At 72.4% G+C, this 21,534-nt stretch carries 19 protein-coding genes; all 19 read right to left on the reverse strand.

Going from position 1 to position 21,534, the window contains the following annotated elements:
* Nucleotides 1-17: 17 nt before the first annotated feature.
* On the reverse strand, nt 18-941 hold the full coding sequence (gene gmk, locus GC092_RS08460; protein WP_324011338.1) for a guanylate kinase: 924 nt from the start codon (nt 939-941) through the stop codon (nt 18-20).
* Nucleotides 934-1,785: an orotidine-5'-phosphate decarboxylase gene (gene pyrF / locus GC092_RS08465; RefSeq protein WP_324011339.1), complete on the reverse strand. Its 852-nt coding sequence runs from the start codon at nt 1,783-1,785 to the stop codon at nt 934-936. The genes gmk and pyrF overlap by 8 nt, the downstream gene beginning before the upstream one ends.
* Nucleotides 1,785-5,087, reverse strand: a complete 3,303-nt coding sequence (gene carB / locus GC092_RS08470; RefSeq protein WP_282977681.1) for a carbamoyl-phosphate synthase large subunit — start codon at nt 5,085-5,087, stop codon at nt 1,785-1,787. The genes pyrF and carB overlap by 1 nt, the downstream gene beginning before the upstream one ends.
* Entirely contained in the window at nt 5,080-6,261 is a 1,182-nt protein-coding gene (carA, locus tag GC092_RS08475; RefSeq protein WP_282977680.1) for a glutamine-hydrolyzing carbamoyl-phosphate synthase small subunit, read from the reverse strand. Before carA ends, carB begins: the two co-directional genes overlap by 8 nt.
* A complete protein-coding gene (locus GC092_RS08480; protein WP_282977679.1) occupies nt 6,258-6,767 on the reverse strand; it encodes a PH-like domain-containing protein in 510 nt (169 codons plus the stop codon). The genes carA and GC092_RS08480 overlap by 4 nt, the downstream gene beginning before the upstream one ends.
* Complete coding sequence (locus tag GC092_RS08485; RefSeq protein ID WP_324011343.1) at nt 6,764-8,074, reverse strand: dihydroorotase; 1,311 nt, start codon at nt 8,072-8,074, stop codon at nt 6,764-6,766. Before GC092_RS08485 ends, GC092_RS08480 begins: the two co-directional genes overlap by 4 nt.
* On the reverse strand, nt 8,071-9,030 hold the full coding sequence (locus GC092_RS08490) for an aspartate carbamoyltransferase catalytic subunit (RefSeq protein WP_271171790.1): 960 nt from the start codon (nt 9,028-9,030) through the stop codon (nt 8,071-8,073). The genes GC092_RS08485 and GC092_RS08490 overlap by 4 nt, the downstream gene beginning before the upstream one ends.
* Nucleotides 9,030-9,566, reverse strand: a complete 537-nt coding sequence (pyrR, locus tag GC092_RS08495; RefSeq protein WP_271171789.1) for a bifunctional pyr operon transcriptional regulator/uracil phosphoribosyltransferase PyrR — start codon at nt 9,564-9,566, stop codon at nt 9,030-9,032. Before pyrR ends, GC092_RS08490 begins: the two co-directional genes overlap by 1 nt.
* A gap of 70 nt (nt 9,567-9,636) precedes the next feature.
* Nucleotides 9,637-12,924 (reverse strand): DEAD/DEAH box helicase, encoded by a 3,288-nt coding sequence (locus tag GC092_RS08500; RefSeq protein ID WP_324011346.1) that lies wholly within the window; start codon nt 12,922-12,924, stop codon nt 9,637-9,639.
* Nucleotides 12,925-12,940: 16 nt separating this feature from the next.
* Entirely contained in the window at nt 12,941-13,351 is a 411-nt protein-coding gene (gene nusB / locus GC092_RS08505; RefSeq protein ID WP_271171787.1) for a transcription antitermination factor NusB, read from the reverse strand.
* 10 nt (nt 13,352-13,361) lie between these two features.
* Nucleotides 13,362-13,922, reverse strand: a complete 561-nt coding sequence (gene efp, locus GC092_RS08510; protein WP_271171786.1) for an elongation factor P — start codon at nt 13,920-13,922, stop codon at nt 13,362-13,364.
* A 71-nt stretch (nt 13,923-13,993) separates the two neighbouring features.
* Complete coding sequence (locus GC092_RS08515) at nt 13,994-14,773, reverse strand: amino acid ABC transporter ATP-binding protein (RefSeq protein ID WP_324011348.1); 780 nt, start codon at nt 14,771-14,773, stop codon at nt 13,994-13,996.
* Nucleotides 14,774-14,790: 17 nt separating this feature from the next.
* Nucleotides 14,791-15,585, reverse strand: coding sequence for an amino acid ABC transporter permease (locus GC092_RS08520; RefSeq protein ID WP_324011349.1), 795 nt, complete (start codon nt 15,583-15,585; stop codon nt 14,791-14,793).
* A gap of 12 nt (nt 15,586-15,597) precedes the next feature.
* Nucleotides 15,598-16,389, reverse strand: coding sequence for an ABC transporter substrate-binding protein (locus tag GC092_RS08525; RefSeq protein ID WP_324011351.1), 792 nt, complete (start codon nt 16,387-16,389; stop codon nt 15,598-15,600).
* A 55-nt stretch (nt 16,390-16,444) separates the two neighbouring features.
* Complete coding sequence (gene aroB / locus GC092_RS08530; RefSeq protein WP_324011353.1) at nt 16,445-17,566, reverse strand: 3-dehydroquinate synthase; 1,122 nt, start codon at nt 17,564-17,566, stop codon at nt 16,445-16,447.
* On the reverse strand, nt 17,563-18,144 hold the full coding sequence (locus GC092_RS08535; protein ID WP_324011354.1) for a shikimate kinase: 582 nt from the start codon (nt 18,142-18,144) through the stop codon (nt 17,563-17,565). Before GC092_RS08535 ends, aroB begins: the two co-directional genes overlap by 4 nt.
* Nucleotides 18,128-19,339 (reverse strand): chorismate synthase, encoded by a 1,212-nt coding sequence (aroC, locus tag GC092_RS08540; RefSeq protein WP_282977672.1) that lies wholly within the window; start codon nt 19,337-19,339, stop codon nt 18,128-18,130. The genes GC092_RS08535 and aroC overlap by 17 nt, the downstream gene beginning before the upstream one ends.
* A 5-nt stretch (nt 19,340-19,344) precedes the next feature.
* Nucleotides 19,345-20,202, reverse strand: coding sequence for a shikimate dehydrogenase family protein (locus GC092_RS08545; protein ID WP_282977671.1), 858 nt, complete (start codon nt 20,200-20,202; stop codon nt 19,345-19,347).
* The gene (gene mltG / locus GC092_RS08550) at nt 20,195-21,526 is read right to left on the reverse strand and encodes an endolytic transglycosylase MltG (RefSeq protein ID WP_324011360.1); all 1,332 of its coding nucleotides are present in this window, start codon (nt 21,524-21,526) and stop codon (nt 20,195-20,197) included. Before mltG ends, GC092_RS08545 begins: the two co-directional genes overlap by 8 nt.
* Nucleotides 21,527-21,534: the final 8 nt, after the last annotated feature.

Consider the following 21,534-nt stretch of genomic DNA (forward strand, 5'->3'; position numbering starts at 1 on the left):
GGGATGGCGCGCGGGTGTCAGCGCGCAGACGCCTGCACCAAGTCTACGACCTGGCGCGCGGCCTCGGCGACCGACTCGTTCACGATGCGGAAATCGAACTCGTTCTGCGCGGCGAGCTCGGTGCGCGCCGTGCGCAGGCGACGGGCCCGCTCCTCCTCGTCCTCGGTGCCGCGCCCGACCAGCCGCGCGGTCAGCTCGTCCCAGCTCGGCGGGAGGAGGAAGACGAGCGTCGCCGACGGATCGGCCGCGCGCACCTGACGGGCGCCCTGCAGGTCGATCTCGAGCAGCACGGCGCGCCCCTCGGCGAGGGCCCGCTCGATCGGCTTGCGCGGCGTGCCGTAGCGGTGCCGGTTGTGCACGACCGCGTACTCGAGCAGCTCGCCGTCCGCGATGAGCCGATCGAACTCGGCGTCGTCGACGAAGTAGTAGTGCTGGCCGTCGACCTCCCCCGGCCGCGGCGCGCGCGTGGTCGCGGAGACCGAGATGAGGAGCTCCGGATGGTGCTCGCGGATGTGCGCCGCGACCGTTCCCTTGCCCACCGCGGTCGGCCCGGCGAGGACGATGAGCCGGCTCCGGCCGGGCCGCGCCTGCGGCTCGGGCATCCGACTGTCGAGCCAGCCGCGCAGAGCGTGCCGCTGCCGGCTGCCGAGGCCGCCCAGCCGCTTGACCGGCGAGATCGCCAGCTCCTCGAGCACGCGGTCGCGCTTGCCCTCGCCGATCGCGGGGAGCGCCATGAGGAACTCGGGCACGCGCATCGTGCCGGCCGCGGACTGCGGGTCGACCTCGGCCCGGCGCAGGACCTCCTGCGGCGTGACGACGCGGGTCGCGAGGTCGCGCTTGAGGCTCGCCCGCGCACGCCGCGCGGCGACCGCCTTCCGCGATGCGGCGGCGCGGTCCACCTCGGGCGGCTTCGGACGGCCCGGTGCGGTGCTCTCAGACATCGGCTTCTCCCTCCGACGATCCCCGGTAGGCGGCCGCGGCGCCGGCGATCGCCTGGGCGAGGCCGTCCGGGCCGGCGGCGAGGATGCTGCGGCTCTCGGATGCGATGACGCACGGCGCCATCTCGCGGAAGACCTCGGGCAGCGCGGCCGCGGCGGCGCCCTGGAACCCGAACCCTGGCGCGAGGATGGGCGCGGGCGGAGCGAACGGCGCCAGCCCCGCCGCGTGCCAGTCGACCGTGGCGCCGATGACGAAGCCCGTGCTGCCCCACTCCCCCTCGCGCGCGACGCGCGCGTTGCGCGCCGACACCTCGGCCACGATCGCCGCCGCGACGCTCGAGCTGTCGGCGGTCGCACGCTGGAGGGCGGTCGCCTCGGGGTTGCTCGTGGCGGCGAGGACGAACGCGCCCTTGCCGTGCTCATCCGCGAGGGCCAGCGTGCCCTCGAGCGCGCCCACGCCCAGATACGGGCTCACCGTGAGCGCGTCGGCCTCGAGCGGCGACCCCGGCGTGAGCCACGCCGCGCCGTACGCGTCCATGGTCGATCCGATATCGCCGCGCTTGGCGTCCGCGATCACCACGAGATCGGCCGCGCGCGCCGCCGCGAGCACGTCCTCGAGAGCGGCGATCCCCGCCGACCCGAAGCGCTCGTAGAACGACACCTGCGGCTTGACGAAGCCCGCGCGCCCCGCGGCCGCCTCGACGACGCGCAGCCCGAACGCCCGCGCGCCCGCGGCATCCGCCTCGAGACCCCACTGCGCGAGCAACGGAAGGTGCGGGTCGATCCCGACGCAGAGCGGGCCGCGCGCGTCGAGGACGGCGCGGACCCGCTCTCCGAACGACGGCACTACGCGCTCACCGCCGCCTCGCGCTGGACGCGGTCGGAGGCGTACTCCTGCAGGCTGCGCACGCCGAAGCCGCCGCCCATCGAGTCCATCGCGCTCACCGCGGCGCCGAGCACCGAGATGGTCGTGAAGAGCGCCTTGTCGGCGCCCACCGCCGCGGCGCGGATCTCGTAGCCGTCCGCGCGCGCCGACATCCCGCTGGGGGTGTTCACGATGATGTCCACGCGCCCCTCGTTGATGAGGTCGACGATGTTCGGCACGCCCGAGTCCTGCGTCTCGCTGTACTTGCGGACCACCTCGACCTCGATGCCGTTGCGCATGAGGATCTCGGCGGTGCCCTCGGTCGCGAGCAGGCGGAAGCCCAGCTGGCGCAGACGGTGCGCGGGCAGGATGACGTCGCGCTTGTCGCTGTCGGCCACCGAGATGAACACGGTGCCCGACAGCGGGATCCCGCCATACGCGGCCGCCTGGCTCTTCGCGAACGCGGTCGGGAAGTCGCGGTCGATGCCCATGACCTCTCCCGTCGAGCGCATCTCCGGGCCGAGCACGGAGTCGACCACCGCGCCCTCGCGCGTGCGGAAGCGCTTGAACGGCAGCACGGCCTCCTTGACGGCGACGGGCGTGTCGAGCGAGACCCGCGAGCCGTCCTGCTCGGGCAGCATGCCCTCCGCCTTGAGCTCGGCGATCGTCGTGCCCGCCATGACCCGGCTCGCCGCCTTCGCGAGCGGGATGCCGAGCGCCTTCGACACGAACGGCACCGTGCGGCTCGCGCGGGGGTTCGCCTCGATGACGTAGAGCACGCCGGCGCTGATCGCGAACTGCACGTTCAGCAGCCCGCGCACGCCCACGCCCTGGGCGATCGCGAGGGTCGCCTCGCGCACGCGGTCGATCTCGGTGCGGCCGAGCGACATCGGCGGCAGCGTGCAGCTCGAGTCGCCGGAGTGGATGCCGGCCTCCTCGAGGTGCTCCATGATGCCGCCCACGTAGAGCTCGTGCCCGTCGTAGAGCGCGTCGACGTCGATCTCCACGGCGTCGTCGAGGAAGCGGTCGACGAGGAGCGGCTGGCCGGGGCCGATGATGGCCTGGTCGGCGATGCGGACGAAGTAGTCGCGCAGGCTCGCCGTGTCGTACACGATCTCCATGCCGCGCCCGCCGAGCACGAAGCTCGGGCGCACGAGCACGGGGTAGCCGATCTCCTCGGCGATCGCGACGGCGCCCTCGACGTCGGTCGCGGTGCCGTTGCGGGGCGCGACGAGGGCGGCGCGCTCGAGGATCTCGGAGAACAGGCCGCGCTCCTCGGCGAGGTCGATCGCCGCGGGGCTCGTGCCGAGGATGCGGTAGCCCGCGTCCTCGATGCCCTTCGCGAGCCCGAGGGGCGTCTGCCCGCCGAGCTGGCAGATGACGCCGAAGATCTCGCCCGACTGGGCCTCGGCGTGAAGGACCTCGAGCACGTCCTCGAGCGTGAGCGGCTCGAAGTACAGGCGGTCGGAGGTGTCGTAGTCGGTCGAGACCGTCTCCGGGTTGCAGTTGACCATGACCGTCTCGAATCCGGCGTCGCTCATCGCGAACGAGGCGTGCACGCACGAGTAGTCGAACTCGACGCCCTGGCCGATGCGGTTCGGGCCCGAGCCGATGATGACGACCTTGCGGCGGTCGGACGGCGTGACCTCGGTCTCGGACTCGTAGCTCGAGTAGTGGTAGGGCGTCTGCGCGGGGAACTCGCCCGCGCACGTGTCGACCGTCTTGAACACGGGGCGGATGCCGAGGCCGTGGCGGATGCCGCGCACCTCCGCCTCGGACAGGCCGCGCAGCTGCGCGATCTGGACGTCCGAGAATCCGTGGTCCTTGGCCAGGCGGATGGCCCGCTCGTCGAGCTCCGCGGCGTCGGCGACGGCCTGCGCGACCTCGTTGATGAGGACGATCTGGTCGAGGAACCACGGGTCGATGGCCGTCGACGCGAAGACCTGCTCGACCGTCGCGCCGAGGCGCAGCGCCTGCTGCACGTCGACGATGCGGCCGTCGGTGGGCGTCTTGATCGTCTCGAGGAGCTCCTCGACCGAGCGCGTCTCCTCGCCCCAGTGGAAGCTCGAGCCGCGCTTCTCGACGGAGCGGAGCGCCTTCTGCAGGGCGGTCGTGTAGTTGCGGCCGATCGCCATGGCCTCGCCGACCGACTTCATGGTCGTGGTGAGCGTGGGGTCGGCGGCCGGGAACTTCTCGAACGCGAAGCGCGGGACCTTGACGACGACGTAGTCGAGCGTGGGCTCGAACGAGGCCGGCGTGACCTGCGTGATGTCGTTGGGCACCTCGTCGAGGCGGTAGCCCAGGGCCAGCTTGGCCGCGAGCTTGGCGATCGGGAAGCCCGTCGCCTTCGACGCGAGCGCCGACGAGCGGGAGACGCGCGGGTTCATCTCGATGACGATGATGCGCCCGTTCTCGGGGTTGATCGCGAACTGGATGTTGCAGCCGCCGGTGTCGACGCCCACGGCGCGGATGATGTCGATCCCGATGTCGCGCAGGCGCTGGTACTCGCGGTCGGTGAGCGTGAGCGATGGGGCGACCGTGATCGAGTCGCCCGTGTGCACGCCGACCGGGTCGACGTTCTCGATCGTGCAGACGACGACCGTGTTGTCGGCCGTGTCGCGCATGAGCTCGAGCTCGTACTCCTTCCAGCCGAGGATCGACTCCTCGAGGAGCACCTCGGTCGTGGACGACTCGTGCAGGCCCGCGCCCGCGATGCGGCGCAGGTCCGCCTCGTCGTAGGCGAAGCCCGACCCCAGGCCGCCCATCGTGAACGAGGGGCGCACGACGAGCGGGTAGCCGAGGTCCTCTGCCGCCTCGAGCACCTCCTCCATCGTGTGGGCGATGCGGCTGCGCGCGACCTCGGCGCCCGCCTCGACGACGAGCTCCTTGAACACCTGGCGGTCCTCGCCCTTGCGGATGGCGTCGACCTTGGCGCCGATGAGCTCGACGTCGTACTTCTCGAGGATGCCGCGCTCGTGCAGGGCCATCGCCGCGTTCAGCGCGGTCTGGCCGCCCAGCGTCGGCAGGATCGCGTCGGGCTTCTCCTTCGCGATGATCGTCTCGATGACCTCGGGCGTGATCGGCTCGATGTACGTCGCGTCGGCGAAGTCGGGGTCGGTCATGATCGTCGCGGGGTTCGAGTTCACGAGGATGACGCGGACGCCCTCCTCCCGGAGCACGCGGCACGCCTGGGTGCCGGAGTAGTCGAACTCGCAGGCCTGGCCGATCACGATCGGGCCCGACCCGATGACGAGCACGGACTGGATGTCGGGGCGCTTAGGCATTGTCTTCCTCGGACGTTGAGCGAGCGGAGCGAGCCGAGATGGTGTCGCGCACCATGTCGACGAAGCGGTCGAAGAGGTAGTTGGCGTCGTGCGGACCGCCCGCGGCCTCGGGGTGGTACTGCACGGAGAACGCCGGGATGTCGAGGGCGCGCAGGCCCTCCACGACGTCGTCGTTGAGGCCCACGTGGCTGACCTCGACGCGGCCGAACCCGGCGGGGCTCTCGAAGACCTCGTCGATCGGGGCGTCCACGGCGAACCCGTGGTTGTGCGCCGTGATCTCGACGCGGCCCGTGAGCTTGTCGCGCACCGGCTGGTTGATCCCGCGGTGGCCGAAGGGCAGCTTGTAGGTGCCGAGGCCGAGCGCGCGGCCGAGGAGCTGGTTGCCGAAGCAGATGCCGAAGAACGGCAGGCCGTCGCGCAGCACGCTCTGCAGGAGGGCGACGTGGGCGTCGCTCGCCGCGGGGTCGCCGGGGCCGTTCGAGTAGAACACCGCGACGGGGTCGATGGCCTTGAGCTCCTCGAAGGTCGTGCTCTGCGGCAGCACGTGCACCTCGAAGCCGCGTCGGGCGAGGTTCTCCACCGTCGCCTGCTTGATGCCGAGGTCGATGACGGCGAGGCTGCCGATGCGGTCGCCCTGCGCGGGCGTGACGGCGGCGACATCGACCGAGACCTCGGCCGAGAGGTTGCGGCCGGCCATCGCGGGCGCCTCGGTCACGATGCGCAGCTGCTCGTCGGCGGCGAGGCCGGCGGCCTCGCCCGAGAACACGCCGCCGCGCATCGAGCCGGCCGAGCGGATGTGACGGGTCACGGCGCGCGTGTCGATGCCGCTGATCCCGACGACGCCGTCGCGCTCGAGCGCCGCGTCGAGCGGCTCCTCCGCGCGCCAGTTCGACACGACCCGGCTGGGGTCGCGCACGATGTAGCCGGACACCCAGATGCGGCGGGACTCGGGGTCCTCGGTGTTGACGCCGGTGTTCCCGATGTGCGGCGCGGTCTGCAGCACGATCTGACCCGCGTACGAGGGGTCGGTGAGCGTCTCCTGGTAGCCGGTCATGCCGGTCGAGAAGACGACCTCGCCGAGGGTCGTGCCGCGCGCACCGTAGGCGTAACCGGCGAAGCGCGTGCCGTCTTCGAGGACGAGGACCGCGGGGTCGCGGTCGAGCAGAGAGGTCATGAGGTCGCTCCTGTGGGGGTCGGGGAGGTGCGCAGGTCTTCGATCGCCGCGACGAGCGCGTCGGGATCGCCGCCCTGAAGGCGCACATAGGAATCGCAGATGGTGCCGTCGGAGGCGCGCCACGCGATGAGCACGAGGCCGTCCGTCTCGACGACGCGGTCGATGGTCCAGGTCGCGCGGCCCGCGCCGACGAGCTCGTCCGCGCGGAGGAAGATGCCGGGCGCCCCGGCGAGGTCGAGGGCGACGCCGCGGTCCGTCACCGTGACGCCCGCCTTCGCCCGGAACTCGAGGTGCCGCACGGCGAGCCGATCGAGCGGCTGGTCGTGGCGGGTCGTGGCCACGTAGAGGCCGTCGAAGCGGGCCGTCTCGGCGCCCTCCGCCGCGCGCACGGGCGCGGAGGTGCCGGCGTCCCGCCGGGATCGTCGGCGCCATCCCCACGCCATCGCGCCGAGGATGACCGCCGCGATCGCCGCCATCATGAGGAGGCCGGGGAGGTACGCGCTCATGCGCCCTCCCGCTCGACGAGCTCGCCGTCGGCGAGCGTGAGGGAGCCGCGGTGGATGGTCCACATCACGCGACCGGGCAGCTCGCGCCCGAGGTAGGGCGAGTTCGCGCTGCGTCCGCGCAGGTCGGCTGCGCCGAACGGGGCGGACGGCCGCGGGTCGTAGAGCGCGATCTCGGCCGGCTCGCCGGCCGCGATCGGCGTGCCGTGCCCCGCGAGCCGCCCGATCCGGGCGGGCGCCTTCGACAGGACGCGCGCGACGTCCTGCCATCCGATGAGGCCCGTCACGACCATCGCCTCGTGCACGACGCGCAGCGCGCTCTCGAGGCCGACCATGCCGTTGGCCGCGGCCGCCCACTCGCAGCTCTTGCTCTCAGCGGGATGCGGCGCGTGGTCGGTGGCGACGATGTCGATCGTGCCGTCCGCGAGGCCCTCGCGCACGGCCAGGACGTCCTCCTCGCGCCGCAGCGGCGGATTGACCTTGAAGCGCGCGTCGTACCCGCGCACGAGCTCGTCCGTGAGGAGGAGGTGGTGCGGCGTGACCTCGGCGGTCACGTCGATGCCGCGCTTCTTCGCCCATCGGATGATGTCGACCGACCCCGCGGTCGACAGGTGGCAGACGTGAAGGCGCGAGCCCACGTGCTCGGCGAGGAGCACGTCGCGCGCGATGATCGACTCCTCGGCGACCGCCGGCCATCCCGCGAGCCCCAGCTCTGCCGAGACGACGCCCTCGTTCATCTGGGCGCCCTCCGTGAGGCGGGGGTCCTGCGCGTGCTGGGCGACGACGCCGTCGAACGCCTTCACGTACTCGAGCGCGCGGCGCATGATGAGCGGATCCCACACGCAGAACCCGTCGTCGCTGAAGACGCGCACGCGCGCACGCGAGTCGGCCATCGCGCCGAGCTCGGCGAGGCGCTCGCCCTTCTGGCCGACGGTCACTGCGCCGATCGGCTGCACGGTCGCGTAGCCCGCCGCCTCGCCGAGCGCGAGCTCCTGCTCGACGACGCCCGCGACATCCGCGACGGGAGAGGTGTTGGGCATCGCGAACACGGCCGTGAAGCCGCCGGCGGCCGCGGCACGGGTGCCGGTGAGGATGGTCTCGCTCGCCTCGTAGCCTGGCTCGCGCAGGTGGGTGTGGAGGTCGACCAGACCGGGCAGCGCGATGAGCCCTGCGGCGTCGATGATGCGGGCGCCGGCCCGGCTGAGGCCCGTGCCGACCTCCGCGATGCGGCCGTCCTCGACGAGGATGTCGGCCGTCTCGCCGCCCTCGATAGCGGCTCCTCGGATGAGAAGGGATGTCGACTCGGTCACTTCGTTCCCTCGCTCTCCCGCTCCCCCGCGAGCAGCAGGTAGAGCACGGCCATCCGCACCGACACGCCGGCTCGCACCTGCTCGAGCACGGTGGCCCGGGGCGAGTCGGCTGCGGCTGCGGAGATCTCCAGTCCCCGGTTCATGGGCCCGGGGTGCATGACAATCGTATCCTCCGGCAGCGTGGCGAAGCGCTCGGGGTCGAGGCCCCAGCGCCGCGAATACTCCCGCTCCGAGGGGAAATAGGCGGCGTTCATCCGCTCGAGCTGGATCCGCAGCATCATGAGCGCGTCGGGCCGCGCGGCGATGGCCTCGTCGAGGTCGTAGCGCACGGTCACGGGCCACTGCGACACGTCCTGCGGGAGGAGCGTCGGCGGCGCGACGAGCGTGACCTCGGCGCCGAGGGTGGCGAGGAGCCAGACGTTCGACCGCGCGACGCGCGAGTGCAGGATGTCGCCGACGATCGCGACGCGGTAGCCCGCGAGGTCGCGACCGCGACTGGCCGCGCCGTACCGGCGCTTGCGCATCGTGAAGGCGTCCAGGAGCGCCTGCGTCGGGTGCTCGTGCGTCCCGTCGCCCGCGTTCACGACGCCGGCCGAGATCCAGCCGCTCGTCGCGAGCGTGCGCGGCGCTCCGGACGCGCCGTGCCGGATGACGACGGCGTCGGCGCCCATCGCCTGCAGGGTCTGCGCGGTGTCCTGGAGGCTCTCGCCCTTCGAGACGCTCGATCCCTTCGCCGAGAAGTTGATGACGTCGGCGGAGAGGCGCTTCGCGGCGGCCTCGAACGAGATGCGCGTGCGGGTCGAGTCCTCGAAGAAGAGGTTGACGACCGTGCGGCCGCGCAGGGTCGGCAGCTTCTTGACCTCGCGCTCCTGGGTGTCGGCCATGTCCTCCGCGACGTCGAGGATGCGGATGGCGTCGGCGCGGCCGAGCGTGCGGGTGTCGAGCAGGTGCCGCATCAGCCGGCCGTCTCGATCGACACGTGCTCTTCCCCGTCGACGTCGGCGAGGCGCACGTTCACGCGCTCGGCGCGCGAGGACGGGAGGTTCTTGCCGACGAAGTCGGGGCGGATCGGGAGCTCGCGGTGGCCGCGGTCGACGAGGATCGCGAGGCGCACGGCGGACGGGCGGCCGATGTCATTCAGGGCGTCCAGCGCAGCGCGGATGCTGCGGCCCGAGAAGAGCACGTCGTCGACGAGGACGACGGTCCGGCCGTCGATGCCCCCGGGCGGGATCTCGGTCGGGCGCGGCGCGCGCGTGGGGTGCTTCGCGAGGTCGTCGCGGTACATCGTGACGTCGAGCGAGCCGACGGGCACGGGGCGGCCGCCGAAGCGCTCGACGAGCGCCGCGAGACGACGGGCGAGCGTGACGCCCCTGGTCGGGATGCCGAGGAGGACGAGGTCGTCGGGGCCCTTGTTGGACTCGAGGATCTCGTGGGCGATCCGCGTCAGGGCACGGGCGATGTCAGCGTCATGCAGCACGGTTCTCGTGCTCATCCGCCGCTCCCTTCTCCGCCTCACGGGACGGTGTTAAAGGTGCAGATGGCTCCAGTCTACCGGGTGCGCGTCAGGGCTCGAGCAGGCCGCGGATGTCGTCGGCCGTGAGCGCCTGCGAGAAGAGCGCGTCGTCGTCCATGACCGCCGAGAACAGGCGCGCCTTGCGCTCCTGCAGGGCCATGACCTTCTCCTCGATCGTGTCGGCCGCGATCATCCGGTAGACCATCACCTGCTTGGTCTGCCCGATGCGATGCGCGCGGTCGACGGCCTGCGCCTCGGCCGCGGGGTTCCACCAGGGGTCGAGGAGATACACGTAGTCGGCTTCCGTGAGCGTGAGCCCGAACCCGCCGGCCTTGAGGCTGATGAGGAAGACCGGCGCGTCGCCCGAGCGGAAGGACTCCACGACGGCGGGACGGTCGCGGGTCGAGCCGTCGAGGTGCGCGTGCGCGATGCCCTCGCGATCGAGTCGCGCGGCGACGATGTCGAGGTACGACGTGAACTGGCTGAAGACGAGCGCCCTGTGCCCCTCGGCGATGACCTCGGACAGCTGCTCGACGAGCGCGTCGAGCTTGCTCGAGGGGATGTGCGCGTGCGCGGGATCGACGAGCTCGGGCGCGAGGCTCAGCAGGCGCAGGAGGGTGAGCGACCGGAACACGATGAAGCGATTGCGGTCGAGGTCGTCGAGCAGCCCGAGCACCTTCTGGCGCTCGCGCTGCAGCACGGTGTCGTACACCTCGCGGTGCGCGGCGCTCAGCTCGACGTGAAGCCTCTGCTCCTGCTTGGGCGGCAGGTCGTCCGCGACGAGCTCCTTCGTGCGCCGGAGCATGAGGGGGCGGATGCGGCGGCGCAGGCGGGCGAGGCGGCGCTCGCGGTAGTCGGCGCCCTCCTGGTTCTCGGGGACCTTCCCCTTCTCGATCGGCCCGATGTACTCCTCGCGGAACCGCCGTGCCGAGGGGAACAGCCCGGGGGCCGCGAGCGAGAGGAGCGCCCAGAGCTCGGAGAGCCCGTTCTCGAGCGGGGTGCCCGTCACGGCGAACGTCACGTCGGCTCGGAGGTCGGCCGCTGCCCGGTGCACGCCCGTCTGCGGGTTCTTCGCGAACTGCGCCTCGTCGAGGATGAGGCCCGCCCATTCGACCCCCGCGTACTCCGCCGCGTCGAGCCGCAGCAGCGCATACGACGTCACGACGATGTCGGCCTCGGCCGCGGCGTCGGCGAGCGTGCCCGACCGCTTGGTGCGCGTCGCGTCGATCCGGTGGACGCGCAGCGATGGCGCGAAGCGCGCCGCCTCGTCGCGCCAGGTCGCGGTGACGGACGTGGGCGCGACGACGAGGAACGGGCGCCGCTCCCCCGCCTCGCGCGTGTGCAGGATGAGCGCGAGCATCTGGATCGTCTTGCCCAGCCCCATGTCGTCGGCGAGGATCCCGCCCAGGCGATGCCGCCACAGGAACGCGAGCCAGTCGAGACCCGCCTGCTGGTAGGGCCGCAGACGTGCCGCGAGCCCCGCAGGCGGCGGGGTCGGCTCGATCCGGTCGATGTCGCGCAGGCCCTCGGCCGTCGCGCGCCACGACGCCGCCGGCGCGGACTCGTCTGCGAGGTCCTCGAAGTCCGCCCAGAGCGCCGTCTGATAGCGGCTGATGCGCGGTCCGGCCTCCCACTCCGACAGTGTCGCGGCCTCGTCCACGAGATCGCGGAGCCGCTGCAGCGCCGGGTGCGCGAGCGAGAAGTAGTCGCCGTCGGCGAGCAGCAGCTTCTTGCGGCGCTGGCTGATCGCGGTGAAGAGCGGGGCGAACGGGATGCGGCGGCCGTCGATGGTCACGACGACGCCGAGATCGAACCAGTCGGCGTCGGTGCTCTCGACGGTCGAGACCGAGATCTCGGGCACGCCGGCGAGCTCGCGGTACCGCCGCCGCGAGCCGCTCGTCTCGACGCGGACGCCCTCCGCCTCGAGCGCGGGCAGGATGCGCTCCGAGAACTCCGCCGCGTCGACGTCGCGCAGCTCGCCCGACGGGGCGAACGGCACGTCGGCAGCGCCCTCCCACGCGCGCGCGATGCGCTCCGCGAGCGCCGCCTCGGCCGCGCCGTCCCGATCCGGGTCCGGCGAGGCCGGGCCGCCCGGCTCGCCCAGCGGATGGCGCGCGAGCCCCGCGTAGGCGCACGACAGCGCATACGTCGTGCGGTCGCCGGGATGGAACGTCACGGCGATCACCGCCTGCGGAGCCGGCCGCTCCGGCACCTCGATGCCCTCGGGAGCGCGCACCTCGACCCGGCGCGCGATCACGGGCAGGGCGTCGCGGACGAACTCCTCCGCATCCTCGGCCGGCACGTCGAGCTCGCCCTGCGCGCCGATGAGGAGGGCGACCGGATCGGCCAGTGCGACCGGTGCGAGCGTGAGGGAGATGCGTCCGCCCTCAGAAGCGAACGCGTAGACGCCCGAGCGCGCGACAGGGCGGACCGAGGCGAGGTCGACCGGCGCGCCGTCGATCTCGATCTCCGCCCGCACGCTCAGCGCGCCGTCGTCCGCCTCGTCGATGCGCACCCGCGCGGACGCCGACCGCGCGAGCCGCACGTCGAGGAGCTTCTGCGTCGGCACGAGGGGGATGCCGAGGCCGTCGGCCGCGCGCAGGTGCGTCCAGAGCAGGGCGGACGGGATCGAGTCGAGCGTGAGCCACTCCGATCCATCGCCGAACGCGTCGAGCCGGAACACGTCGCGCGCGATGCTGTAGAGCTCGGCGAACCAGCGCGACTGCGCGTGCGGGAATCGGCTGCCGGGGCGTCGGACCGCGTCCCACGACGCGTCGCCCTTGATCCACGCGCCCGAGCGGTCGCTGCGCAGGAGAGGCCGCAGCCCCACGAACAGCTCGCCGGCCGTGCCGCGCTCGAGCTGACGCGGATGCGCGGCCTCGGCGCGCCGCGCCTGCCATCCGCCCGCCGAGCGCGCTGGCCGGTGCCGGAGCTCGACCCCGAGCGCGAGCGGGACCGTGTCGGGCGCCGCCGCGGTCTCGGCGGGCGTCACGAGGCTGCGCCACGAGGCGCCGGCTCCGTCGGGGCGCCGCCCCTGCGCGGCGTTCCGCTGCTGCGCGTTGCCCGCGAGCAGCGCCGCGACGACGTGCTTGCAGCGGCTGCGCAGGGGGCAGCTGCACTGCGATGCGACGATCGCCGACGTCCGCGCGTCGAACCGCACCCGCACGGTGTAGCTGCGCGCCGACGATCCGGCGACGCGCGCGGTCAGGGTGACGCCGTCGGTCATCCACCGCGCGTGCTCGACCGCGCCCTCCTGGAAGTACGCGAGCCCGCGCGCGTACGCTCCGTCGTCCGCCATCCTGCGGATGGCGTCGACGGGGACGTACGGCGCGGGCACGCGGAGCGGACCGAGGTCAGTTCGAGCGCGCGATGCGCGCGAGGACGCCGTGCACGAAGGCGCCGGACTCCTCGGTGGAGAGCTCCTTGGCGAGCTCCACGGCCTCGTCGATCGCGACGGCCGTCGGGACCTCGTCGTTGAAGAGGATCTCCCACGTGCCGATGCGCAGCAGCGCCCGGTCGACCGCGGGCATGCGCTCGAGCCTCCAGTCGCGGCTGTGCGTCGTGATCTGCTCGTCGATCTCGTCGCGGTGGTCGATCACGCCGTCGACGATGTCGCGCGCGTACAGCCACGACGCCTGTCGGGCGGGCTCCCCCGCCGCGCGCTTCGCCTCCGCGGCGAGCGTCACCTCGAGGGCGTCGCCGCGGACGTCCGAGGAGAAGAGGATGTCGAGGGCGCGCTTGCGCGCCTTGGTGCGTGCGCTCACTCGCGCGGCTTCAGTTCACGCGGCCGAGGTAGTCGCCCGTGCGGGTGTCGACCTTGACCTTCGTGCCGGTCTCGAGGAACAGCGGGACCTGGATCTCCGCGCCCGTCTCGACGGTCGCGGGCTTCGTGCCGGCCGACGAGCGGTCGCCCTGCAGGCCGGGCTCGGTGTACGTGATCTCGAGCACGACCGACGCCGGCATGTCGAGGTACAGCGGCTGGCCGTCGTGCAGCGCGATCGTGACGAGCTGGTTCTCGAGCAGGTAGTTCGACGCGTCGCCGACGACAGCGGCCGGCACGTTGATCTGGTCGTAGTCCGTCGCGTCCATGAAGACGAACGAGTCGCCGTCGTTGTAGAGGTACGTGAAGTCGCGGCGGTCGACGTTCTGGATGTCGACCTTGGCGCCCGCGTTGAACGTGCGGTCGACCACCTTGCCGGACACGACGTTCTTCAGCTTGGTGCGCACGAACGCGCCGCCCTTGCCGGGCTTGACGTGCTGGAACTCCACCACGCTCCAGAGCTGTCCGTCGATGGCGAGGACGACGCCGTTCTTGATGTCTGCGGTGGATGCCATGTGCGTAAGTGATCCGTTCGTGTGGATTCGTCGAGAGAACTCAGGGCCCGCGGACGGGCCGAGAGAAGATCCTAGTTCAGATCGACGTGCGTCGGATGGATGACCCGCTTCAGGAAGTCCTGCATGCGCGGGGTCTGCGGGTTGCCGATCACCTGCGCCGCCGGGCCCTCCTCCACGACGACGCCGCCGTCCATGAAGACGACGCGGTCCGCGACGACCCGCGCGAACTCCATCTCGTGGGTGACCACGAGCATCGTCATGCCGTCGTCGGCCAGCTGCCGCATGATCGCGAGCACGTCGCCGACCGTCTCGGGATCGAGCGCCGATGTCGGCTCGTCGAACAGCATGAGGTGGGGGTCCATCGAGAGCGACCGCGCGATCGCGACGCGCTGCTGCTGGCCGCCCGACAGCTGGTCGGGGTACCGTCCCGCGAGGGCGCCCAGCCCCACGCGGTCGAGGTTGGCCTGCGCGATGCGCTCGGCCTCCGCCTTCGGCCGCCGCAGGACCTTGAGCTGCGCGACCGTGCAGTTCTCGAGCACCGTGAGGTGCGGGAAGAGGTTGAACTGCTGGAACACCATCCCCACGTGGCGGCGCAGCTCGTCGATGTCGAGGTCGGGGTCGGTGACCTCGCGGCCGCCGACCTCGATCGCGCCGCCGGTCGGCTCCTCGAGGAGGTTGACGCAGCGCAGCAGCGTCGACTTGCCCGAGCCCGACGGCCCGATGAGGCACACGACCTCCCCGGGAGCGACCTCGAGGTCGATGCCCTTGAGCACCTCGTTCGAGCCGTACGACTTCCGCAGGCCGCGGATCACGACGCCGAACTGCGCGGCGTTCTCGGATGTGCCGGTCATGTCTCGTCCTCCGACGTCTATCGCCTGGTCCGCGCCGAGCGCGACTCGAAGCGCCGCGACAGCTGGCTGAGCGGCAGCGTGATGATGAGGTACATGGCGCCCGCGACGACGAGCGGGGTGATGCCGGCGCCGTACTGCAGGATGCCGTCGCGGCCGAGCTTGGTGAGCTCGAAGCTCTCGGCGGCGAGGCCGATCACGTAGATGAGCGACGTGTCCTTCGTGACGAGGATGAACTCGTTCGTCAGCGGGGGCAGCACCATCCGGAACGCCTGCGGGATGACGATCGTGAGCATCGCGCGCCATCCGGGCATCCCGAGCGACCGCGCGGCCTCGTACTGGCCGCGCGGCACGGCCTGCAGGCCCGCCCTGAGCGTCTCCGCGATGTACGCGGCGGCGACGATCCCGAGCGAGAGCATCACGACGAGGATCGTCGGCCAGCGCGTCCCCGGGAACGCGGCCGGCACGCCGAACCCGAAGGCGATGAACACGAGCAGCGCGGGGATGCCGCGGAAGAACTCGATGTACGCGGTCGCGATCCAGCGGTACGGCGCGAACGACGACAGCTTCATGAGCGCCAGGAGCATCCCGAGCGCGAGGCCGAGCGCGAAGGACACGATCGTGTAGACGATCGTGTTCTTGAGCCCGACGAGGATGATCCCGGGGAACATCCCCGCGACGGCCGGGAAGTCGAAGAACGAGTCGAGGATCCGCGGCCAGTCGATGACGATCGCCAGGACGACGATCAGCGCGACGAAGACCCCGGCCTGCGCGTACTGCGCCGTCCGCGCGCGCTGGCGTGCGGTGAGTGCCATCGGGCGCCCCGCCTAGGAGCCCTCGCCGAACCAGGTCGCCTTGAGCTCGTCGAGCTCGCCGGACTCGGTCAGGCGCTGCAGGGTGCCGTTCACGACCTCGAGCAGCGCCGTGTCGCCCTTCTCGACCGCGATGCCGAGCTTCTCGCCGGTCTCGAAGTCGGCCACGCGCTCGAAGCCCTCCTCGTCCTTCACGCCGTATGCGAGGACCGAGACGTTCCCGAGCACGGCGTCGACCGTCCCGGCCTTGAGCGCCTCGAGCTGGAGGCCGGCGTTCTCGAAGCCGATCGGCGAGATGCCGTTCTCATGCGCGTACGCCTCGCCCGTCGTCCCCGACTGCACGCCGACCTGCTTGCCGACCGCCGACTCGAGGTCGGTGATGCCGGAGTCCGCGCTCGCGATGAGCGTGAGGTCGTCGTCCATGTAGGGCTCGGAGAAGTCCATGTTGCCCTTGCGCTCCTCGGTGATCGAGATCGAGGAGATCGCCGCGTCGCACTTGTCGAACGACAGGCCCGACTGGATGGACTCGAACGAGTCGACGATCACCTCGAGCTCGGCGTCCAGGTCGGCCGCGATCTCGTTGGCGATGTCGATGTCGAAGCCCACGGTGTCGCCGTTGTCGTCGATGAACTCGAACGGCTCGTAGGGGATGTCGGAGCAGACGGTGAACGTGCCGGGCTCGACGAGGGAGACGCCGCCCTCCTCGGCCGGCTCCTCGCCGGCGCCGGAGGCGCATCCTGCGAGGGCGAGGCCGGCCGTGCCGGTGACGAGCAGTGCGGTGATCGCACGGGAGCGGAGCTGCATCATCGCGACGCCTTCCTTCTGGGTGACGAGAGGGACTCTCGGGTGCTGTTGGGCCATCCTAGTCACGGGGTCGGCCGGCCTGGAGGATGCGACCCGCGTCCTCCTCGCCGATCTCCTGGTATGCCGCGAAGAGGAGCGACTCGTCGGGCGCCTGCGCGACCGTCGGCTTCCCGATGTCGTCGAGGAGCACGAACCGCAGCATGCCCGCGCGCGCCTTCTTGTCGCGCTGCATGGTGGCCAGCAGCTGCGTCCACGCGCCCATCCGGTACGTCGTGGGCAGTCCGAGCGCGGTGAGGATGGCGCGGTGGCGGTCGACGGCCGCATCCGAGAGCCGGCCGGCGAGTCGCGACAGCTCGGCGGCGTACATCATGCCGATCGAGACGGCCGCGCCGTGCCGCCAGCGGTAGCGCTCCGCGTGCTCGATCGCGTGGCCGAGGGTGTGGCCGTAGTTGAGCGTCTCGCGCACGCCCGACTCGCGGAAGTCCTCGCCCACGACGTCGGCCTTCATCCGGATCGCGAGCTCGATGCAGCGGCGGAACTCGGGGGTCGACGGGTCGGTCGCACGGGCTGGATCGGCCTCGACGATGTCGAGGATCTCCGGGTACCGGATGAAGCCGGCCTTCACGACCTCGGCGAATCCCGCGACGGCCTCGTTCTGCGGCAGGGTCGCGAGGAGGTCGAGGTCGCACAGCACGGCGCGGGGCGCCCAGAACGCCCCGACGAGGTTCTTGCCCTCCGCGGTGTTGATGCCGGTCTTGCCGCCGACGGCCGCATCGACCATGCCGAGGACGGTCGTGGGGATCTGCACGACGTCGACGCCGCGCAGCCACGTCGCCGCGACGAAGCCCGCGAGGTCGGTCACGGCGCCGCCGCCGAGCCCGACGACCGCGTCCGTGCGCGTGAAGTCGGCCTGGCCCATGATCTGCCAGCAGAACGCGGCGACCTCGACGCGCTTGGCCTGCTCGGCGTCGGGAACCTCGGCGAGGAGGACCTCGCGCCCCGTGTCGCCCATGAGGCTCTCGCGCAGCTCCTCCGCGCGCGCCCCGAGCGAGGGCTGGTGCACGACGAGCACCTTCTTCGCAGCCGGCGGGAGCACCTCGCCGAGGCGCGCGAGCACCCCGCTGCCGACGATGACGTCGTACCCTGGCGTGCCGGCCACGCTGATCACGGTGTCGCTCATGACTCCTCCTCCGTGCGCGCCGCGCGCGCTGTCGTCTCGTCGTCGGCCGGCTCGTCGCCGCGCAGCCACGCCACGATCCGCTCGACCGTGCGCTGGGTCGGGCCGCGCGACGTGTCGAACACGGCGTCCGCCACCTCGGCGTACAGGGGCTCGCGCTCGGCGCGGATGCGCGTCCACTCGGCCACCGGATCGACGTCGCCGTTGAGCAGCGGGCGCTTGTGCCCCCGGATGCGGTGGGCGATCGCGGTCTCGTCGACCGTCAGGAGCACGACGCGGTGCGCACGCAGGCGCTCGCGCGTCTCGGCGGAGAGGACGGCGCCTCCCCCGAGCGCGACGACGCCGCCCCCCTCGAGGGCCGTGCGCACGGCCTCGCGCTCGATCTCGCGGAACCGCGCCTCGCCCTCGCGCGCGAAGAGCTCGGCGATCGGGCCGTGCGCGCGCACGATCGCGGTGTCGGTGTCGGTGAACGGGAGACCGAGCGCGCGCGCGACGCGCTTGCCGAGGCTCGACTTGCCGGCGCCCATCGGGCCGACGAAGACGATCGCGCCTGCCGCGTGGCCGTCAGAGGACGGCGTCATGCGCGAGGGCGGCCGTGCGCTGCGTCTCGGGGATCGCGGCGAGGTAGGCCTCGAGGTTGCGGCGCGTCTCGGCGACCGAGTCGCCGCCGAACTTCTCGAGCACGGCCTCGGCCAGCACGATCGCCGTCATCGCCTCGGCGACGACGCCGGCGGCCGGCACGGCGCAGACGTCGGAGCGCTGGTGATGCGCCGACGCGGTGTCGCCGGTCGCGACGTCGATCGTCCGGAGCGCGTGCGGCACGGTCGCGATCGGCTTCATGCCGGCCCGCACGCGCAGGATCGTGCCCGTGGACATCCCGCCCTCGGTGCCGCCCGCGCGGTCGGAGCCGCGCACGATGCCGTCGTCGCCGGCGAACAGCTCGTCGTGCGCCTGCGACCCGCGGCGCCGGGTGGTCTCGAAGCCGTCGCCGACCTCGACGCCCTTGATCGCCTGGATGCTCATGAGCGCCTGCGCGAGCTTCGCGTCGAGGCGGCGGTCCCAGTGCACGTGCGAGCCGAGCCCCGGGGGCAGGCCGTACGCGAGCACCTCGACGATGCCGCCGAGCGTGTCGCCGTCCTTCTTGGCGGCATCGACCTCGGCGACCATCCGCGCGCTCGTGTCCGCGTCGAAGCAGCGCAGCGGATCCGCGTCGAGCGCTGCGACGTCGTCGGGCGCGGGGAGCGGCGCGTCCTCCGGCACGCGCACGGGGCCGATCGACAGCGTGTGGCTCACGAGGCGGATGCCCAGCTCGCCGAGGAAGCACCGCGCCACGGCGCCGAGTGCGACGCGGGCGGCGGTCTCGCGGGCGCTCGCGCGCTCGAGGATCGGCCGTGCCTCGTCGAAGCCGTACTTCTGCATGCCCACGAGGTCGGCGTGTCCGGGGCGCGGGCGGGTGAGCGGGGCACCGCGGCCGCGCGACTTCTCGGTGAGCTCGACGGGCTCCGCGCTCATCACCTCGGTCCACTTCGGCCACTCGGTGTTGCCGATGCGCAGGGCGATCGGGCTGCCCATGCTGAGGCCGTGGCGGATGCCGCCCGAGATCGACAGCTCGTCCTGCTCGAACTTCATGCGCGATCCGCGCCCGTAGCCCAGCTTGCGGCGCTGCAGGTCTTCCTGGATGGCGGAGGCCGTGACGGGGACGCCTGCGGGCAGTCCCTCCATGATGGCGATGAGTTCGGGGCCGTGCGATTCGCCGGCGGTCAGCACGCGGAGCATGGCCACTAGTCTCCCATGAGCGCGGAGCGCATCGCGGCCACGACCTCGTCCTCGCGGTCGAGGGGCGCCTCGGGGTCGCCCGTCGTGAAGATCCGCACCTGCAGAACGGCCTGGTGCAGCAGCATCCCGAGACCCGAGTGCGCATCGCCGTCCGCCCAGCGTCGGGCGAGCGCCGACGGCCACGGCGCGTACGCCACGTCGAAGAGCGGCCCTCCGGCCGCCGCGAGGCGGTCGGCCTGCGCACCGGGCAGCTCCGCCCCGCCGGGGAGCGTCGCGATCGTGAGGTCGGCCGGCGCGTGCGGATGGTCGAACGACGACACCCGCACGTCGATCCCCGCGCGCTCGCCGATCGCCACGAGCGGCGCCGCGCGCTCGGCGCTGCGGGCGACGACGTCGACGCGACGCGCGCCCATCTCCCCCACCGCGACGAGCGCGGAGGACGCGGTCGCTCCCGCCCCCGCGATGCGCGCGGTCTCGAGCCGCCTGATGCCGAGCTCGTCGAGCGCGCGAACGATCCCGCCGACGTCGGTGTTGAACCCGAGCGGGCCCTCGCCGTCCCACTGCGCGATGCCCGGCAGGTCGGGTGACGGCGTGCCGAAGAACAGCGTGTTGACGGCGCCCGTGAGCTCGGCGCGTCGCCCGCGCCACGCCGCCGCGCGGTGCGCCTGCTCCTTGAGCGGCATCGTCACGGCGAGACCGCGCCATGCGCGCTCCGCGAGAGCGGCGTCGAACGCGTCGCGGGAGACCCGCCGCCGCTCGAAGACCCAGTCGAGCCCGAGCACGCGGTACGCGGCCCCGTGGAGCTGCGGCGAGCGGCTGTGCGCGATCGGGTCGCCCCAGACCTCGAGACGGATCTCACTCACAGTAGGTCGAGTTCTCCTCGCTCGCCCTGCACCACTCCTGGAGGCGTGCCACGGCGGCCTCGTGCTCGGCGAGGGTGCTCGAGAACACGGTCTCGCCGGTGGCGAGGTCGACCGGCACGAAGTACAGCCAGTCCCCGTCCGCGGGCGAGATGGCCGCGGCGATCGCGGCCTCGCCGGGGAGGCCGATGGGTCCTGCGGGCAGCCCCTCGTGCACGTACGTGTTGTACGGGTTCGACGCGTCGGCGCGCTGCTCGTCGGTCGTCCAGACGGTGTGGGTGCTGTCGGCGCCGTAGGCGACCGTCGCGTCGGACTGCAGGAGCATGCCCTGCTCGACGCGGTTGTAGAACACGCGCGCGATCTTGGGCATGTCGTCCTCGCCGCCGGCCTCGCGCTGCACGAGCGCGGCCATCGTGAGGATCTCGAAGCGGTTCTCGGGCGCGACGCCCTGTGCGTCGAGGCGCTCGAACATCTCGTCCACGAGCACGCGGATGACGTCGTCCGCGGTCGCGTCGGGATCGAACGTGTACGTCGCGGGGAACAGGTATCCCTCGATGCTCGGCGCCTCTTCGGGGATGCCGAACCGCGTGTAGTCCTCCGCCGCGGCCTGGAGCTCCTCGAGCGGGATGTCGGTGACCTCCGCGATGTTCTCGAGCGCGTCGGCGGCGAAGCTGCCCTCCGTGATGAGCACCGTGTTCTCGAGGCGCGTCGCGGGGTCGTTCAGAGCCTCGAGCGCGGCAGCCGAGGTCATCTTCCTCTGCAGCTGGTACACGCCGGGCTGGAAGGTCGTCTCGTCGCCGGTCTCGATGAGGTGGCGGTAGAAGGAGTCGCTCTCGAGCGTGACGCCGGCCTCGTGCAGCGTCTCCGAGATGGCCTCTCCGGTGTCGCCCTCGGAGATCGTGACGAGCGCCTCGCCGGTCGCCTGCCCCTCCTCGTAGTCGTGCGGGCCGTCCCATCCCATCACCGACGCGATGCGCTCGCCGTATGCGCTCCAGACCCACAGACCGCCCGCGACGACGCCGCCGAGCAGGAGGAGGACGATGAGCGCGGAGATGAGGCAGCCGAGCCGGCTTCCCCTGCGCTTCGCCGGGCGCTCCGCGTGCTCGGGGGCGAACAGGTCCTCGAGGCCGGCCGGACGCCGGTCCTCGGGTGCGGGCTCCGCCGCCTGCCGTTCGGGGGCCGGAGCGGCGAGGGGCGCGGCGGCGCCCGCGACGTCGTGCGCCGCGGCGCTGGGCAGCTTGCGCCGCGCCTCCGCCGCGAGCTCGCGCTCACGGCGCTCGCGCCGGGTGAGGGCGCGCTCGGCGCGGGGATCGGGGGAATCGGGCATGCGGATGT

This window comes from Microbacterium sp. JZ37, from assembly GCF_035188445.1.
GTDB lineage: Bacteria > Actinomycetota > Actinomycetes > Actinomycetales > Microbacteriaceae > Microbacterium > Microbacterium barkeri.